This is a genomic window from Paenibacillus sp. KS1 (genome assembly GCF_001680695.1).
Taxonomy (GTDB): Bacteria; Bacillota; Bacilli; order Paenibacillales; family Paenibacillaceae; genus Paenibacillus_B; species Paenibacillus_B suaedae.
Genome location: NZ_MAIS01000084.1, coordinates 1 through 17,899 on the forward strand (window position 1 = coordinate 1; position 17,899 = coordinate 17,899).

The 17,899-nt window shown below is 44.9% G+C and carries 17 protein-coding genes and 1 other RNA gene; 14 read left to right on the forward strand and 4 right to left on the reverse strand.

Annotation, left to right across the window (positions count from 1 at the left end):
* The first annotated feature begins 176 nt into the window (after window positions 1-176).
* Genes BBG47_RS22200 through BBG47_RS22210 form a run of 3 tightly spaced genes read left to right on the forward strand, consistent with a single transcriptional unit; the run spans window position 177 to window position 3,364 of the window.
* Entirely contained in the window at window positions 177-1,544 is a 1,368-nt protein-coding gene (locus tag BBG47_RS22200) for a radical SAM/SPASM domain-containing protein (protein ID WP_065293539.1), read from the forward strand.
* Window positions 1,528-2,112 carry a flavoprotein gene (locus BBG47_RS22205; RefSeq protein ID WP_065293540.1) on the forward strand — a complete coding sequence of 195 codons (585 nt, stop codon included), beginning with the start codon at window positions 1,528-1,530 and terminating at the stop codon, window positions 2,110-2,112. The genes BBG47_RS22200 and BBG47_RS22205 overlap by 17 nt, the downstream gene beginning before the upstream one ends.
* Window positions 2,096-3,364, forward strand: a complete 1,269-nt coding sequence (locus BBG47_RS22210) for an MFS transporter (protein WP_065293541.1) — start codon at window positions 2,096-2,098, stop codon at window positions 3,362-3,364. Before BBG47_RS22205 ends, BBG47_RS22210 begins: the two co-directional genes overlap by 17 nt.
* A 128-nt stretch (window positions 3,365-3,492) precedes the next feature.
* Here BBG47_RS22210 and BBG47_RS22215 read toward each other — a convergent pair whose 3' ends face one another.
* Entirely contained in the window at window positions 3,493-3,879 is a 387-nt protein-coding gene (locus BBG47_RS22215) for a DUF3899 domain-containing protein (protein ID WP_065293542.1), read from the reverse strand.
* 497 nt (window positions 3,880-4,376) lie between these two features.
* Here BBG47_RS22215 and BBG47_RS22220 point away from each other — a divergent pair, with 497 nt between their 5' ends.
* The 5 genes from BBG47_RS22220 to BBG47_RS22240 all read left to right on the forward strand — a co-directional run bounded on the left by BBG47_RS22220 (window position 4,377) and on the right by BBG47_RS22240 (window position 10,348).
* Window positions 4,377-6,161: a peptide ABC transporter substrate-binding protein gene (locus BBG47_RS22220; protein WP_065293543.1), complete on the forward strand. Its 1,785-nt coding sequence runs from the start codon at window positions 4,377-4,379 to the stop codon at window positions 6,159-6,161.
* 68 nt (window positions 6,162-6,229) lie between these two features.
* Window positions 6,230-7,177 carry an ABC transporter permease gene (locus BBG47_RS22225; protein ID WP_065293544.1) on the forward strand — a complete coding sequence of 316 codons (948 nt, stop codon included), beginning with the start codon at window positions 6,230-6,232 and terminating at the stop codon, window positions 7,175-7,177.
* Window positions 7,177-8,316 carry an ABC transporter permease gene (locus BBG47_RS22230; RefSeq protein WP_065293545.1) on the forward strand — a complete coding sequence of 380 codons (1,140 nt, stop codon included), beginning with the start codon at window positions 7,177-7,179 and terminating at the stop codon, window positions 8,314-8,316. The genes BBG47_RS22225 and BBG47_RS22230 overlap by 1 nt, the downstream gene beginning before the upstream one ends.
* Before the next feature lie 24 nt (window positions 8,317-8,340).
* A complete protein-coding gene (locus BBG47_RS22235; RefSeq protein WP_065293546.1) occupies window positions 8,341-9,390 on the forward strand; it encodes an ABC transporter ATP-binding protein in 1,050 nt (349 codons plus the stop codon).
* 1 nt (window position 9,391) lies between these two features.
* Window positions 9,392-10,348 carry an ABC transporter ATP-binding protein gene (locus BBG47_RS22240; protein ID WP_065293547.1) on the forward strand — a complete coding sequence of 319 codons (957 nt, stop codon included), beginning with the start codon at window positions 9,392-9,394 and terminating at the stop codon, window positions 10,346-10,348.
* Between the two features lie 170 nt (window positions 10,349-10,518).
* Here the strand turns inward: BBG47_RS22240 and BBG47_RS22245 are convergent, their stop codons facing one another.
* Window positions 10,519-11,322 carry a YitT family protein gene (locus tag BBG47_RS22245; RefSeq protein ID WP_065293557.1) on the reverse strand — a complete coding sequence of 268 codons (804 nt, stop codon included), beginning with the start codon at window positions 11,320-11,322 and terminating at the stop codon, window positions 10,519-10,521.
* A 295-nt stretch (window positions 11,323-11,617) separates the two neighbouring features.
* Here BBG47_RS22245 and cshA point away from each other — a divergent pair, with 295 nt between their 5' ends.
* On the forward strand, window positions 11,618-13,204 hold the full coding sequence (cshA, locus tag BBG47_RS22250) for a degradosome RNA helicase CshA (RefSeq protein ID WP_065293548.1): 1,587 nt from the start codon (window positions 11,618-11,620) through the stop codon (window positions 13,202-13,204).
* A gap of 120 nt (window positions 13,205-13,324) precedes the next feature.
* On the opposite strand, the gene BBG47_RS29110 is transcribed toward cshA, so the two are convergent.
* Window positions 13,325-13,462 carry a sporulation protein YjcZ gene (locus BBG47_RS29110; RefSeq protein ID WP_083189529.1) on the reverse strand — a complete coding sequence of 46 codons (138 nt, stop codon included), beginning with the start codon at window positions 13,460-13,462 and terminating at the stop codon, window positions 13,325-13,327.
* A 170-nt stretch (window positions 13,463-13,632) separates the two neighbouring features.
* Here BBG47_RS29110 and BBG47_RS22255 point away from each other — a divergent pair, with 170 nt between their 5' ends.
* The 3 genes from BBG47_RS22255 (at window position 13,633) to BBG47_RS22265 (ending at window position 15,342) form a co-directional block, all read left to right on the forward strand.
* Window positions 13,633-14,454 carry a YesL family protein gene (locus BBG47_RS22255; protein ID WP_051614221.1) on the forward strand — a complete coding sequence of 274 codons (822 nt, stop codon included), beginning with the start codon at window positions 13,633-13,635 and terminating at the stop codon, window positions 14,452-14,454.
* Window positions 14,455-14,620: 166 nt separating this feature from the next.
* A non-coding RNA gene (ssrS, locus tag BBG47_RS22260) (6S RNA) lies at window positions 14,621-14,803 on the forward strand.
* Between the two features lie 146 nt (window positions 14,804-14,949).
* Window positions 14,950-15,342: a DUF1499 domain-containing protein gene (locus BBG47_RS22265; RefSeq protein WP_065293549.1), complete on the forward strand. Its 393-nt coding sequence runs from the start codon at window positions 14,950-14,952 to the stop codon at window positions 15,340-15,342.
* Between the two features lie 128 nt (window positions 15,343-15,470).
* On the opposite strand, the gene tpx is transcribed toward BBG47_RS22265, so the two are convergent.
* Window positions 15,471-15,989, reverse strand: a complete 519-nt coding sequence (gene tpx, locus BBG47_RS22270; protein WP_065293550.1) for a thiol peroxidase — start codon at window positions 15,987-15,989, stop codon at window positions 15,471-15,473.
* Window positions 15,990-16,192: 203 nt separating this feature from the next.
* Here tpx and BBG47_RS22275 point away from each other — a divergent pair, with 203 nt between their 5' ends.
* The gene (locus BBG47_RS22275) at window positions 16,193-16,786 is read left to right on the forward strand and encodes a rhomboid family intramembrane serine protease (RefSeq protein WP_065293551.1); all 594 of its coding nucleotides are present in this window, start codon (window positions 16,193-16,195) and stop codon (window positions 16,784-16,786) included.
* Between the two features lie 114 nt (window positions 16,787-16,900).
* Entirely contained in the window at window positions 16,901-17,845 is a 945-nt protein-coding gene (gene gltC / locus BBG47_RS22280) for a glutamate biosynthesis transcriptional regulator GltC (RefSeq protein ID WP_065293552.1), read from the forward strand.
* Window positions 17,846-17,899 lie beyond the last annotated feature (54 nt).

The following is a 17,899-nucleotide window of genomic DNA, read 5'->3' on the forward strand; positions in this document are numbered from 1 at the left end:
AATAGGCTGGAGCCTATTTTGTAATCGTTTACATTTATTTGAACCGAGGATATCCTACTGAATCGCTTGCACTAATGAGCAGGACAGTTATCCATATAGCAACAGCAACAGCAATGATGAGCGAGTACTTATTTCTCAATTTGGTAGGTATTTTAAATAGCTGCGGAGGGATTCAATTGGTATTAAGAGGAGAAATAACGATCCAGGACAGCAGCACGCTCAAGGCATCTCGTTTCAATGTACGTGTCGCAGACGGCGAATATTTGCGACTATATAATTCATATACCGGGAAAATAAGTAGGTTCACTGGTGAAGAGGCAGAGATCGTAGAAGAGCTGTTGAAAGTCAGGGAGCTTGAGGCTGTAGAGTCGCAAGATGAGATCCGCAGTGGGTTAATTCAACATTTACAAAACAAAGGTTTTTTAGTTAAGAATCGAGTGAATGAATTTCAGCTGGCAACTGCGCAAAAGTACAATATGTTAGCTGAGAACCGTATGCTTCAATTGATTATACTGCCAAATGAGGATTGCAACTTCCGTTGTACATACTGTTATGAAGACTTTCTGAAGTCCGAAATGAAGGAATCAGTGCAGCAAGGAATATTGAATTTTTTGGAGAGGAACGTTAAAAATTATAGCCGGCTGCTCATTAGCTGGTTTGGCGGGGAGCCGCTCAAATCATTCGATGTCATTAAGCGCATGTCTGCTCCAATCAAAGAGATTTGCGCCAAATACAACGTGCAATATCACGCCAATATCACAACAAATGGCTATTTGCTTAATAGTGAGACTTTCGAGGAACTGCTAGAGATGAATGTGAGAAGCTTTCAAATCACATTGGATGGGACTGCGGAAACGCATGACAGCTATCGAGTTGGCCGATTCGGAGAGAAGACATTTGATACGATCTTCTCGAATTTATTGAAGATGAAGCAAAGCGATAAACCATTCAATGTTGTACTGCGTTCCAATATCAATCAAGAAGTGTCGACTGTGATGGATAACTATATTTCGTTAGTCAGCAGTGCATTTGTTGACGATCCCCGTTTCATGCTGCATTTCGTGCCGATACAGAATTTGAAAGGGGAACAGACAGCTGACATCCATTTATGCGATACGAAAATGCTGTTTCCGTTCTATAAGAAAGCGAAAGAAAAAGGATTTAATTTCGATTTCTACAAGCAATACTTGCGTCCAGGAGGTTCTGAATGCTATGCCTCCAGTCCATCCTCATGTGTAATCGGGTCTGACGGGATGATCTACAAATGCACAGTTGCATTCAATAATCCAATGAATCATGTAGGCGATATTCTTGAAAATGGGGATATGGTCATTGATCAAGAGAAATGGAGCTTGTGGGTTACAGGCGGAGTCAATGAGGATGCTTCTTGCACCAAATGCTTCTTCAGACCATCATGCCAGGGGAATGCATGCCCGCTCGAACGAATTGAGACTGGCGCAACACCGTGTCCTCCAGTCAAGAAGAGTATTAAGAAGTACATTACACTAGTAAATGAGGATTATGCTTATGAGCCGAGCGTATAACAAAATCTTAATAGGGATAACAGGTACAATTGGCGCCTTGAACGTACATAACTATATTTTCGCGCTTAAAGGCCGATTTCAGTGTCAATTGGATATTGTGGTTACCGATAATGCCAAGCAGTTCGTGTCTACGCTTGCACTAGCCAATTTGTGCGACCATGTCTATGATGACTTATTTACGACAAATCTCAAAGCTCCGCATGTCAACGCTGTTCAGGATGCCGACATATTCCTCATACTTCCCGCATCTGCGGACTTCTTGGCCAAGATGGCGCACGGGATGGCAGACGATCTGTTAAGCTGCTGCGTGTTGAACTATACGAACTCGATATACATTGCCCCGAATATGAATAACACCATGTGGAATCAGCCGAGCGTGCAGCGGAACGTGGAAATCCTCAAGAAGGATGGACATTTGTTCGTTAATGTACAGGCAGAGGGCTATAAGGCTTCAAGCGGTACCTATACCGGTTCAGATGCCGCTCTTCCGCAACCTGAAGAATTGATTCAGTTGATCTTGCTTGAAGAATCCAGAATGAATGAGCCTGCCTATGAATACAACAACTAATCTCCGTAGCAACAGGAACTACATGCTGCTGCTGACCGCCGCAATTCTAGTTAGTCCTGGGTATTATATTTACATTGTTGCTGTCGAATGGCTGACAGTGACCTTATTTGACTCGCGCAGTTATTTGGGTTTAATCCTTTTCTCCTCTTCCGGTGCGAGACTGCTGTTCATGATATACGGCGGAGTAATCGCAGATCGCGTCAATCGAAAGATCATTATCCTCTCATCGCAATGGATGAAGGTGCTCTCGATTGGGGTATTGCTGACGATGTACTGGCTGGATATGATCACCCCGTTATTCCTTATCATCGTCTCCTTCTTGTTCGGTGTCCTGGATGCATTTGCTGGCCCGGCGTATGACTCTGTTATAACGTCTATCATTGATAAAAAGGCTTACCAAAGAGGCAACGCGCTGCTTCGTATGGCTAATCAGTACAGTTTAATCATAGGTCCCTTAATCAGCAGCACGTTTATTATCACAATAGGCTTTTCCGGTGTCTTTCTATTTAGTCTTATTTCTATCATTATTTCGACTACGCTTATATCCTTTATTCGGATTCAATCGCATGATTCCAGTACACCAAGGAAATCAAAGTGGAGGGAATTGACTTCCTCCTTCGAATATATTCGAACGCATCGCGCATTGCCCACGTTAATGGCAATTGGATTTATTATGAATTTTTTTGTGACTGGTCCAATGGGGGTAATGCTTCCGATTTTGGCTAAGGATATTTTCAAGGGTAACGCAGTTGTGTTAGCCATATTAGAGGTCTCACTGGGAGTTGGATTTATATTGGGATCCGTTATTGTATCACTGCGAAAGTCTTTCGCAAGACCGGGAATCGTTATTTTATGCTCGTTGTTTCTGATCGTTATTGCTTATACGTCTCTCGGATATGTGCATCATTTAGTCGTTTCTATGCTTGTGCTGTTTTCGATTGGAGTATTGATTCAGGTTATGAATATCCCATTGTTCACTTACATTCATTCAAGTACTCCCCATCATATGATAGGGAAAGTAATGAGTATTTTCATATCGATTGTAACCGGATTAACACCGCTTTCTTACGCATTCGTTGCTTATTTGCTGCATGCTGGGATAGGTATCCAGTTTGTTGTGCGTATTTTTGGGATATTTTTGTTAGTCATTGTATTTGGTGCCATGACGCGGCCAGCATTGCGTCAATTAAGCTATACAGATTCAGAGTCAAGCGAGCAGGAACATGTACAACAGCAGACCTTGTCCAATTAGTCAAAAAGAGATGAAAGATTAGACCCGTCCTTGCTGGACGGGTTATTACTGTGTGATTACATGGAAATGAACGTTTTAAACATTGAATAGCGTCTGATTAATCCCCGTTCTGTTATGGAATGGGGTTGTTATGCTGCGAGTACCGCCAGTATACAGGAGCACAACAGCAGCGGAATCGAGTACAAATATAATATTTTGTTGGACCATTGGTTTGTGCGAATCAATTCAGCATATTGATGCAGGGTCATTCTCTTTCTGGGCTGCTCAGACGACGAAATGTTACTGGAATCGTAATGAAGTGCCTGTTCTTTTTCCTTCTCCTTGCGATGGAGATGATAGCTCAATGATTTAAAGAAGCCGATGTTCCTCACGTAAGCAAGCAAGGCGACCAATAAGTAGATAAGACCGATGATGAAGAAGGAATTCGATATGTTTATAAGCAGGGAATTATGACCGTTTAAGATGGAATAACCAGCTGTAAATAAGAGGGTTACAACAAGCAGCAATCGTTTCATGCCGAAACTCCTTTCTCAGTAAACTCGTTCGATGTCTAGCTGTATGGGAGGATTCTGATGTGACGAGTAAGAAGATATTTTGATCTGACGACTAGGAATGATTCGGCATAATCCATCATTTATCCTCCTATTTCTGCATTTCCTTGAGTATTCTAAGGAATATTCTGTGATTTAACTGTTGACTATGGGTATTTAGTTTGATAGATTTATAAAAAAACTATACCATAATTTACCTCACAAGTATGCATTTGATCGTTGTCGATTCGTGGTATATACGCATTTATAGCAACCGACAAGTAATGATCTTCCTCAATGAATCGGCTCTCAGTCTAGTATCAAACCTACAACAATGTGAACGCATCCATCCAATCCAAAGGCACATTATTTCACAAGGTGTCAATTTTGTTGGCATAATCGACCCAACATTCTATTTCCTTTGTTACCCACATATTTTACATAATGAATGAAAAAAAATGAGAAAATCAGGAGGGGATTGTATGAAGCTGCCAAAAAAACCGTTCTTGGTTGTTTTGGCTATCATGATGATGCTTACGTTCGCGGGTTGCACGAGCGGGAGTGGGAATGCCGGACAAGAGGGACAAGGGAACAAAGAGAATGATGGGAAGGCTGCAAGCGAACAGAAGGAGACTGCAAGCGATAAGCCGAAAGTCTTGCGGATTGCAACTTTGGGTGCGGATACGTTCAACCAGCATACATCCGAAAATGCCACTAACTCGGATATGATGGAGTATATTTACGGAAATTTATTGGAGCTTATCTATGACGAAGCAATTGACAATATTAAATTTGTTGGCAATCATGCGGTTGATCTGCCAACGACAACGGATCATAAAGTATGGACGTTCAAGTTAAAAGAAGGAATGAAGTGGACAGACGGCACGCCGATTACTGCGAAAACTTATGAATACTCCTATAAAATGCTGCTCGATCCGAAGCTAGCCAATAGGAACGCTTTCGTATTGTTTAACAATATACCTGTTGTAAGCGCTAACAAGTACTTTAAGGGCGAGGCAAAATGGGAAGATGTTGGAATTAAGGCCAAAGACGATACCACGCTGGAAATCACATTGGAATCCGAAATGCCGGACATCGATATCTTAACCCTCTTTGCGGGCGGTGGATCGACATCCCCCGTTCACGAGAAATTGTACGAGGGCGGCATGAAGCCTGATCACAGCGGGACGACATATGGAACGACGCTGGAGCAGGTTCCTTCTTCTGGGACGTATCGCTTGACGGAGTGGGTTCGCGACCAGCATCATACGTTTGAAAAGAACCCAGATTCGCCATTGGCGACTGTCTACAAGCCAGACCGCATCGAAACACGCGTTGTATCGGAAGTCTCGACCCGCGTTCAATTGTGGGAAAAAGGCGAAATCGATTCGGTTACGATTAGCGGCGACCAATTCGACAAATACGGCGAGGATCCGCGAGTCGTCTATACAGAAGCTGAAGGAGTATGGGGCTTCTTTGTGAACTCTACATCGGACAGCAACCCAATTTTGAAAAATAACGATTTCCGCAAAGCGCTGTACTATGGAATCGATCGCGATAAAATTACTAAGGGCATATTTAAAACGTATAAATCGGCACCATATTATGTCTCCTCGATATGTATGGTTGGGGACTATACAGAGGGCAAGCGCTATCGCGACAGCGAGGAAGCGAAGTTAGCCGTACCTCCAGGGTCGGGCTATGAGCCGGATAAAGCGAAGGAATTTTTCGAAAAGGCGTATAAAGCGAACGGCAACAAAAAAATCACGGTCGAAATCACATACTTCGATTCTCAGGAAACGATGAAGCGCACAGCCGAAGTTACGCAAGAAATATACGAGAACCTGTTCGGCAAGGATAAGCTCACCATTAAGCTCAGAGCGATGCCGCCGATGTCTGCTTACGATGCTTACAAAGAAGGTAAGTTTGATTTAGGCATTGGCTCCATGACCCAAAATGCGTTCAATCCGTGGAGCAGCATGAAGGTATGGAGGAAGGACTTCCCGAATCGCTCTAATCGCTTTGACAGCGACGCATTCGAAGCATTGCAGGAGCGGACTTCGATAGGGGATTTGCTGTTGAAACCGGAGGAGCGATTGAAGGCATTAGGGGAGATGGAGAAGATGCTGGCCGATTACGTGCCGCAAATTCCGATCTTCCAAAACAATAATGCGGTGATCTATCAAGATCGAATTCATTTGGCTACAAAAGGAAAATACTTCCCAGGAGTCAAGTTTGCCATCCTGCAAGCTGACATTGTGGACTAATACCAGAACTAAGGAGACCTTGTGGTAGCACAAGGTCTCCTACCTTGCGGAAAAGGAGTCCCAGGCTTATGTTACGATACATATCGCAAAGACTGATTGCCATGGCTATTACTTTATTTCTTATCATTAGCCTGCTGTTTTTCCTGATTCATTCCATGCCCGGTAGCATCGTAGACGATCCCATGCTGCCTAAGGACGTACGAGAACGGATCGAAGCCAAATATCATTTGGACAAGCCGCTCATTGTCCAATATGGATATTTCATAGGGGATTTCCTTACATTTGAATTCGGGGATTCGCTTAAAGTGCAGCCGAAGGTTCCGGTGTTCAATATTATTAAGGATAAGCTTCCAATCACGATCCAGTTAAATGTCATGGCTCTAATATTTACGATCCCGATCGGTATTATATGCGGAATTATAGCGGCATTAAAAAAGAATACGATGACTGATCATGGGATCAACATGATGGTCGTGCTGTTCATTTCGGTGCCCTCCTTCGTATTTGCGGCATTATTGCAATATATGGTGGCTTACAAGTGGGAGCTGCTGCCGATCTTGCTATCAACGGATCAAGGAATGACTTGGGATAAAATAAAATCAATGATCATGCCGGTGCTGGCGTTATCATTTGGTGAGATCGCGATCATTACCCGGTATTTGCGGGCCGAATTGTGCGAAACGATTAATTCGGATTATATGCTGTTGGCAAGAATGAAGGGCCTAACGCATATGCAGGCCACCGTGCGCCACGCGATTCGCAATTCGTTCATTCCGCTCACCAATATTCTTGTTCCGATGATTTTCTCCATATTGTCGGGAGCGATCGTAATCGAGAACATTTTTGGCGTGCCGGGTCTCGGCTCCTTGTCCGTAAACTCAATCAATTCATTGGATCATCCACTTACGATTGCCGTCATGTTCTTCTATTCCTTAATCGGTTTAATCAGCATCCTGGTTGTAGATTTATCATACGGAATTATTGACCCGCGAATTCGAATGGGAGGGAAGAAGTAATGAAGACGAGCAAGAATACAGAGCCCAACATAGAACGGAACCCATTCGAATTCGTTCAACGGGACAAGCCTATCGCGGACGAGAAATTCGAAGGCAAGGCAATTGGATTTCTACAAGATGCGTTATTGCGATTCCGCAGGAATAAAGCTTCTACCATCGCGGCGATCGTGATTGGCATTATCATTCTGCTTGCGATCATTGCTCCGTTGATCAGTTCATACACTTACCGGGAACAGAATCTTGAATGGAGCTTGCTGCCCCCGCGCGTCCCGGTGCTGGAGAAGCTGGGGATTTGGGATGGAACGAAAGTGATGGACGTGAAAAAAGCGAGCTTGGAAGAAAAATATAAAGGCTCGATCGTGAAAGTGCTTAAAGAGTATGAAGTCGACTACCGCGGCAACAAAATTCCAATGGTGCAAGCGAAAGTTGATATTTATCAGTTAAAAGAGGCGAAAGATAAATATTTTTGGATGGGCACTGATGCATTGGGGCGCGATCAATGGACGCGATTATGGAAGGGTACCCGCATTTCGTTGATTATCGGCTTTATGGCCGTGACCATCAATATGCTGATCGGTCTTACATATGGTTCGATTTCCGGGTATTATGGCGGTGCGGTCGATATGATTATGCAGCGGATTATTGAGATTTTGAGTGGAATACCTGGCTTAGTCGTCGTAATTCTATTTGTCATGCTCATGGGTGCAGGTATAACTCCGCTAATATTAGCGATGGTGATTACGGGCTGGATTGGCATGAGCCGCATGATTCGGGCGCAGTTTTATAAATATAAAGGTCAGGAATATGTATTGGCATCTCGCACGATGGGTGCGCGAGATCGTCTATTGATTTTCCGGCACATTATGCCTAACGCAATCGGTCCGATCATTACACAAGCGACGCTCGCGATTCCAGGGGCTATTTTTACAGAGGCATTTCTCTCCTATTTGGGACTCGGTATCGCTGCTCCCGAACCTTCCATTGGCGGCTTGCTGTCAGAAGGTCAGAAGGTGCTGCTCGATCATCCTCACTTGACGCTATTTCCTGCAATTATCATTTCGATCTTAATGTTGTCGTTCAATATGTTCGGCAATGGCTTGCGGGATGCATTCGATCCGACTTTGAGAGGCCAAGAATAATAGCGAATAGCGGGGGGAGCTAGGATGACGACACAGAACGATATGATTCTTCAAGTAAATGATCTGCATATCTCGTTCAAAACGTTCGCGGGAAAGGTGCAGGCCGTGCGCGGGGTTGACTTTGAATTACGCAAAGGCGAGACGCTGGCTATCGTCGGTGAATCTGGCTCGGGGAAATCCGTAACGAACAAGGCGATTGTCGGGATATTATCGAAAAATGCCGTCATTGAACGCGGCAGTATCCTATATCATGGACAAGATGTGACGAAATATACGGAGAAACAGTTTACCGAAATTCGTGGTTCTAAAATTGCAATGATCTTTCAGGATCCGCTCTCTTCTCTCAATCCGGTAATGAAGATCGGCAAACAGATTATGGAGGCGCTCCGTGCACAGCAGCTAAGCAAAGCGGAGGCCAAAGCCAAAGCACTGGAGTTGATGGAGGCTGTAGGCATTCCAAATGCGGAGAAGCGATTCCATCAATATCCGTTTCAGTTCTCTGGCGGAATGCGGCAGCGTATCGTCATTGCGATAGCCCTGGCATGCGACCCAGAAATACTGATATGCGACGAGCCTACAACGGCGCTCGATGTCACAATTCAGGCGCAAATACTCGATCTGATCAAGAAAATTCAGCAGGAACGGCAATTGTCCGTTGTATTCATCACGCACGATCTTGGTGTGGTGGCTAACGTGGCGGATCGCGTTGGCGTGATGTATGCTGGCAAAGTTGTGGAGCATGGAACGGTAGATGAGATTTTTTACAATCCAAAGCATCCGTATACATGGAGCCTGCTCGTATCCATGCCTGATCTGGACACGGGTGCATCTGACGAATTGCTTGTTATACCGGGGACGCCACCCAACATGCTCTATCCGCCGAAAGGAGATGCCTTTGCTCCACGCAACCGATATGCGATGCATATTGACTTTGAAGAAGAACCGCCGATGTACAGAGTAAGCGACACGCATTATGCCGCGACCTGGCTTCTCCATCCGAATGCGCCAAAGGTGGAGCTTCCGGATGTATTGAAGAGACGGATAGAGCAGCAAACGGGAAGGCTGGTGCGATAAGATGACGAATGTAATCACTCGCGAACCTGTGCTGGAAGTTAAACATTTGAAGCAATATTTCAGCAGCGGTTTTGGTAGGAAAAAAACAGTGGTCAAAGCGGTCGATGACATTAGCTTTACGGTGTATCGTGGTGAAACGTTTGGGCTTGTCGGTGAATCCGGCTGTGGCAAGACGACAACGGGAAGAACGATTATCCGGCTGTATGAGCCAACAGACGGAGAAATTTATTTTAATGGAACGCTCATTTCAGGAGCTTTGACTAAGGAAATTAAAAAAGAAGTAACGCGCGGCATGCAGATGATCTTTCAGGACCCGATTGCTTCATTAAATCCTCGGATGACCGTGAAGGAAATCATCGCAGAGGGATTGAAAATCAATAAGCTGTGCAGCAGTGAGCAGGAAAGAATAGATATGGTCTATGACATCTTGGAGACAGTAGGATTGACCCGGGAACACGCGAGTCGTTATCCGCATGAGTTCTCAGGAGGACAGCGGCAGCGCATCGGAATTGCGAGAGCGTTAATTACGAGTCCCGATCTTGTTATTGCGGATGAACCGATATCTGCGCTCGATGTATCGATTCAGGCGCAGGTATTGAATTTGCTCAATCGGCTTCGGAAGAAGCTTGGGCTTACCATTTTGTTTATTGCCCATGACTTGTCTGTCGTTAAATACTTCTCAGATCGGATTGGCGTTATGTATAATGGAAAGATTGTGGAATTAGCCAAGGCGGATGATCTATATCGGCAACCAATTCACCCGTATACGAAATCCCTGCTGTCAGCCATTCCTCATCCAGATCCGCACTACGAGCGGAATCGCCAACGCATATATTATAGTCCGAGTATTCATAACTATGATGTCGAGAGTCCAAGCTTAGTTGAAATAAAGCCGGAGCATTATGTGTTTGCTTCTCCATCCGAAGTCGGGAAGTATCAGCAAGAGATGACTCTATAATTAATAAACGATGCATATTCGCATAGCATGTCCACATCCAGCGTAGAGCATCCGAGTCATTCCGATGTAATTATAAATTTTATTCGCATAAGAAAGCCCGTCCAAGTAAATGGACGGGCTTTCTTATATCGCTGACAACGATTCATATGTACGTCTGGCAACCGAGCGGCTTACCTATTTTTCGGCCTTCGGAAATTCCCGATGACACCAGCAGTCTCCACAATATTTACAAAAGCCTTAGGGTCATTTTCACGAATAACACGTTTTAACTCGGTCAATTCATAACGTGTAGTAACGGTCATCAACATGTCTTTCTCAATATCGGTAAATGCACCTGTGGTTTTTATAACGGTAACTCCATGCGGCAAGACCAGCAGCTTGTTAATAAGTGCTTCCTTGTTCCGCGTAATAATGAACACCGTTACTTTGTAGTGGTTAATATAGATGGTGCCGATTACTTTGCCGGTCGTGAAAATGGAAACCATGGAGTAAAGCGCCAGTTCCCACTCATTCGATAAATATCCATGGGTTACAATAACAGCTGCGTTCATTCCAACCAGAATGTTCGAGATTGAGAAATCGCGATATCTGGTTACAATCGAACCGATAATGTCAAATCCGCCTGATGAGCCGCCTACTCGTAGGGAAATCCCGCTTCCGATACCTACTAGTGTGCCCCCAAATACAGCAGATAAAAGCGGTTCGTTGGCAACAGCTTTAACTGGGAAGACGGATATGAAGTAAGTTGTCGCGACGACGCTTAGCAAACTATATCCAATAAAGCGTTTGCCAAGCACGAACCAGCCCCATATGATTAGCGGTAAATTATAGGCGAAATATAAAAAGCTCGGATTCCAATGAGTCAAGTAATTCGTTACGAGCGATAATCCAGATACGCCGCCACTAAGCAAATGGTGGGGCATTAAGAACAAATTAAATGATGCAGCGATGAGCGCTGCCCCGGCAATTAACATGATGAAATCAAAAATTCGTTTCAAGCAATGTCACCTCAAAACGTAGTATTAGTTAGTTCGGATCTGGTATTCTTCAATATTTTTGTGTTATAATATTCTGGATATTCTTGAGTAGGCTTTAGTTACCAACGATGTACATGAATTTGACGCGGAGTTCACGCTACACAATAAGAGTGTCCCTCCGCATTGTATATGAGAAGACGGTTGACTGAAAGTGCCATTCGTCACCATTGTCGCGCTACTTAAGAATACAGATAAGGCTGTGGATTGTCCACAATGAAGGAGTATGAATATTTTGAAGACATTTGCAGAATTTGGCTTGGAGCCGAAAGTGCTTCAGGCGATTACGGAATTAGGGTTCGAAGAATCGACTCCAATCCAAGAGAAAGCGATACCTGTAGCGATGACCGGACGAGACCTTATCGGACAAGCGCAGACGGGTACGGGGAAGACGGCGGCTTTCGGTATCCCGTTGATCTCGAAGATTGACCCAACTGAAGAACGTGTAAAGGCTCTGATTATGACACCAACGCGCGAATTGGCGATCCAAGTTGCTGAAGAAATCGGCAAACTGACTCGTTTCAAAGGCGTCCGTTCATTGCCGATTTATGGCGGACAAGATATTGGCCGACAAATTCGTGCTTTGAAAAAGCACCCACAAATTATTATCGGTACACCAGGTCGTTTGCTTGACCACATCAACCGCAAGACGATTCGTCTTGATGATGTTGCAACAGTTGTATTGGATGAAGCAGATGAAATGCTGGATATGGGCTTCATGGAAGATATCACTTCCATCTTGAGCCTAGTACCTGAACAACGCCAGACAATGCTTTTCTCCGCTACGATGCCACCGAACATCCAAAAGCTTGCTAATCAATTCCTTCGCGAGCCAGAACATGTATCGGTTATGCCTAAGCATGTAAGTGCTCCACTCATTGAACAAGCATACATTGAAGTCCCTGAACGTGTGAAGTTCGATGCATTGAGCCGCTTGCTCGATATGGAATCTCCAGAGCTTGCGATCGTATTCGGCCGTACGAAGCGCCGTGTAGACGAATTGTCTGAAGCATTGCAGAAGCGTGGTTATTCTGCAGATGGTTTGCATGGCGATTTGTCCCAAAACCAACGTGATACGGTTATGCGCAAGTTCCGCGATGGCAGCATTGATGTTCTCGTTGCGACTGACGTAGCTGCACGTGGTTTGGACGTTTCTGGTGTAACACATGTAATTAACTTTGACTTGCCGCAAGATCCGGAATCTTATGTACACCGTATCGGCCGTACGGGTCGTGCTGGTAAAGAAGGCAGCGCATGGTCTTTCGTAACGCCTCGTGAAATTGACCATTTGCACTTCATCGAGCGTGTAACTCGTCATCGTATTCCACGCAAGCCGATTCCTAGCCTTGCAGAAGCAATCGAAGGGAAGCAACGTATCATTGCAGATCGTATTCTTGACGTTCTCAAGGATGGCGAGCTAAATGAATACAAAGGAATTTCCATTGAATTATTGGAGCAATACGACTCCGTACAATTGTTGTCTGCTGCATTCAAGATGCTGACAGGGGATAAGAAGGATGTTTCTATCAACTTGACTCCTGAAGATCCAATCCGTGCGAAGCGTCGCAAGCCAGACCTTCGTTCTAGCGGACGCAAGATGTCTGCACCTTACAACCGCAATGGTCGTTCCGGTGGCGGACGTGACTATCGTGGAGGACGCGATGGTGGACGTGATGGCAACCGTGGCGGGTACAACCGCGACGGACGTAGCGAGCGTTATGGCCGCAGCGATTCCCGCGACCGCAACAACAATGGTGGTGGTGGCGATCGCCGCCCAAGACGTTTTAACAACGACGAAAACCGTAATAAGCGCGACGAATAGGACGAGGCACATTCGAATGATGAATGTCTTCCGTTGATCATAGAGACCGCCCCAGTTGGAGCGGTCTCTTTTGCATGTCAAGGATGATTCAGCGTGAATCTGGCTTGCCGCAACAGTTTATTAGATAAAAGAGCGACCTATAATAACCAACAAAATAAACAAGACAAGAATTACCCCTGTGGAAGTAAAACCAAAACCTCCACAGCTACCACAGCTACCACAGCTACCACAGCTACCTCCAAAACCTAATTGCCCCATACGGGAACCTCCTTTAACACTGCGATGTTTGGTGTTTTCACTTAATATCCTATGCGGAATCCCTTTTCTCGCTGTAGACACGAACCTAATTGGATACAAAATAGGCACTGGCACTAAGGTAGCAATTTGTATTATAGTAGTAGAGACAGGATGATGAGGGGGAATGACCTTTGGAATTTCGAGGGATTATGGGCGGCTTTTACCGCATTTCAGAATGGATCATGCGTTTTTCGGTCACGAACATATTGTGGCTTATCTGTTCGTCACCTTTTTTTATTTTTTTATTCATGAAGCTGATGGTTGATCAGCAGAACTTTATCAATGAATCCATTACGATGAATTGGGCGATGGGACTTGTGGCACCGTTTACATTGTTCCCAGCGACCGCTGCGATGTTCTCCGTTGCGCGGAAGTGGATCATGGGGGACACGGACGTAAAGCTCCTGCGTACCTTCTTCAAATCATACAAAGATAATTATAAGCAGGCGATGGTAGGCGGTATCTTCTACACGCTGCTGTTCGTTATTATGTATATCGACTATTACGTGTATATGACTGAGTTGAAGTCTATGCAGTTTATCGGGTATGCAATGCTAGGTTTGCTGATATTGCTGTTCGTTTCACTGTTTAACTTCTTCTCGATGGTTGCACATTTACAAGCAAAAACAACACATATTATGAAGAACAGTGTGCTGTTAACGATTTTCACTCCTGTTAGCAGTATCGTAACGATTGTATTGAGCTGCATCATTTTATACTTTAGCTTGACGAAATGGCCAGTTCTATTGTTCTTCTTCACAGGTTCACTTATTGCATACTTATCTTACTTCAACTTCAATAACGCCTTCACGAAGATTCAGGACAAGTACCAGCGCATGGTGGCTGCTCAGGAAGGTGAAGGTGAAGAAGCGGCTGATACAGAGAACGGCGAGACATCAGAGGCTGCGCAATTGGATGGAGAACAAGCGGGTAACACGACTAACAAGCAGTAAGAGAACTAGGACTTGCATTGCTTTGAAGAAATGTGATATGATGTTGATCCTAACGGATGAACTAGAATGTTTGGGTAGCTTTTTAAGAGTTTATCCGCTACTGAATGGTAAGAAATACGCAAGGCGCAAGGTTTACAATACGTGAACAACACAGTATAATAAACAATACATCCTGCGATGTACGTGTAGGCTTACGTTGTTTTGAACCAATGTTTGTTTCTAGGGAGTTCAACATCTAAGTATCGCTGGCAAGCCCTCTCCGAAGGGAAGTCAAACGTACTTATGCGAGCACCCACCTGCGAGAGCGGGTTCAGAAGCATAGGAGCTGAACGGCATAGGCGGGTTTTCTTTCTAACGAATCACCTTCTTTCGTGAATGACTTCATGGGAGGAGGTGTTTTCTTTTTCTATGTAAATCCTCTTTCGTATCCTTACGAACAATGTTACACTATAGATAAGTGAGCATCGGCTGTCTAGAAAAAGGAGGAACACACTCTTGTCACTCAAACGTGTACTGGTCGGTATCGTTCGCAGTTTTGAATCGAGCGGCGATCGTGCAAAGGACCCTAAATTGAAAACGCATTATTATCAAATGTCCCGAGAGAAAGCTTGGGGAGAAGCTACATCCACGCTAAAGAAAATTCAAGGGTACAAAGTGTTGCATGAGGTGTCTTCTGTAGGCGAGATTACGCTAGAGAAGAGAACAATGACGGGGCGGACGATGGATATAACCGTATCTGTCATTAACGTAGGACCAAACAAGACCGCAATAGATATCTATTCCGCGTCTCGCGGTGGACTTGGTGATTTTGGAGCTAACTATCGTGTTATTCTTGATTTGTATGCCATATTGGACAAGAAGTTGGCATCTTACAAAATGAATAGCTAATGAGCGGAAGTGAAGGTAGTAGCGGGCTCCGTAGGGTGATATATGAATACTCGTTGATAGGATCATGAAGCGAGAGAGGAGCCTTCACTCTTCTCTCGCTTTTACTCTAGTTGATTTGTGTTGCGGTGTTACAGAAGAGCTTGGACAGCTGACAATGCTTGCTCATAACTAGGGTGCTCTGTCATCTCGCTAACATATTCAACATAACGGATCGTATTATCGGCATCCACTACGAAGATGGAGCGCATATCGAGGTGTAATTCCTTAATCAGCACACCGTAAGATTTGCCGAAGTTGTTGTCCTTGTAGTCAGACAGCATGACGACATTGTCTACACCGGCAGCTCCACACCAGCGAGCTTGTGCCATTGGTAGGTCAACACTAACGGTAATAATTGCGGCTTTGTCGCCAAGCTTGGAAGCTTCCTCGTTAAAGCGGCGCGTCTGCGCATCGCATACACCTGTATCGATGGATGGGATTACACTGATCAATTTTACTTTACCAGCGAATTGTTCAAGCCCAACTACATCAACAAGCGATTTATTCAATTGGAATTCAGGCGCTTTATCGCCTACTTTAAGTTCAGGGCCGATCAATGTGATAGGATTTCCTTTTAATGTTGCCACACCTGTACGTTCTGCGGACATGGTTGGTAGCCTCCTTCTTACATATCATGCACATAATTGGTAAACCTATTGTCCATTATACGGTTTGCACATAAGGTTGTCCAATGTCGCTTCGTGATGAATTCGCTACACGATTGAGAATGATTCCGAGTAGCCGAGATTACATGGTTGGGGCAAGTACGCCTATGAATGTGAACTGGCAGGTGAAAGTGAGGAGAAACTCGATGATTTTTATTCGGTACGAGAATTGGCGCACCTATGTCAAAAGCTACCCGATTACAACGCTGCTTATCATCGCCAATATCGTGATGTTTATCGTGCTGATGGCTAGTGGTGGTACAAATGGTGAAAATCTATTTCGACATGGGGCAATCTGGAAGGTAGAGCCGTTCAATAAGGAGACATGGCGCATTGCCGCTGCCATGTTCCTGCATGGTGGGTTTGAGCATTTACTGTTTAATATGTTCGCCTTATTTGTCTTTGCACCGCCGCTCGAACAGATGATGGGATCGTTCAAGTATGCCGTCCTGTATGTCATAAGTGGATTGCTAGGGAATGCGACTGCACTGTGGCTATCGGAATGGGGGACGCTTGCGGTTGGAGCATCAGGTGCAATATACGGCATTTACGGAGCCTATTTGTTTATTGCCCTGTTCCGGCGTCAGACACTTGATGAGGCATCCCGTCGAACATTGCTTATAATATTAGGGATTGGTATTGTTCAATCCTTTGTCATTCAAGGCATCAGCTGGAGTGCCCATTTGGGTGGCTTAGCCGCTGGATTTTTCGTATATGGTGTATTAAGGCTTATCCGGTGAGCAGAGCTTGCATATCATGCAGCTCTTGTTCAGAGGGTGATGCACTCCTCTTGAATTGCAGGTAGAAAATGATATTGATGAAATAGCATAATTGACAGAACGGAGCGAGAAGTCGTGGAACTTAGGCAATTGCACTACTTTGTGAAAGTGGCGCAAAAAGAGCATGTCACGCAAGCTGCTGAAGAACTGCATGTGGCGCAATCCGCCGTCAGCCGGCAAATCCATCAACTAGAGGAAGAGCTAGGTGTTAAGTTGTTCCTTCAGAAGGGACGGAACCTTCAGTTAACACCTGTTGGTCAATTGTTCTGCAAGCGGGCGGAGGAAATCTTGAAGGATCTTGAGCGATCGATTCAAGAAGTGCAAGAGTTTATGGATCCAGAGTTGGGGGAAGTTCGGATTGGGTTCCCGCATAGTCTAGGTGTGCATCTCATTCCTAGCATCGTAGCAGAATTCCGCAAGCGTCATCCGAATGTAAAGTTTCGTTTCAAGCAAGGCATGTATCCGTCACTAATCCGGGATATCGTATCCGGCGAAGTGGATCTCGCGTTCATTTCTCCTTTCCCGAAGGAGTGTGAGCATGTAACCGGAGAGATTGTGTTGACCGAGGAATTGTTTGCAATCTTGCCGCCAAATCACCCGTTGTCGAATGAACAAGAAATCACATTGCCGCAGTTGAAAGAAGATACTTTTGTTCTGTTTAGTCCAGGGTATTCCCTACGTCCCATTGTATGGGATGCTTGCATCGAAGCGGGCTTTACGCCGCGTATTGGCTTCGAAGGTGAGGAGACTGAAACCATAAGGGGACTTGTCGCTGCTGGTATGGGAGTGAGTTTATTGCCGGACATGGCGCTTCAACATACTTCTGAGCTTCAGCCTGCCAGAGTACGGGTTGTAAAGCCGGAAGTTACGAGAACAATAGGCATCATACGCCGAGCAGGGGAGAAATTGCCTCTTGTCGCGCATACATTCCATGCCTTTTTACTTCAATATTTTGCTCAGCACGACTTACAGCAACTAGCTAAAACAGCGGCGGCTTCATCTTCTGCTAGCTCATCATAAATAGGCTTGTCATGATACAGAAGAGCCCCATTCCATGCGTAACCGCATAGGAAT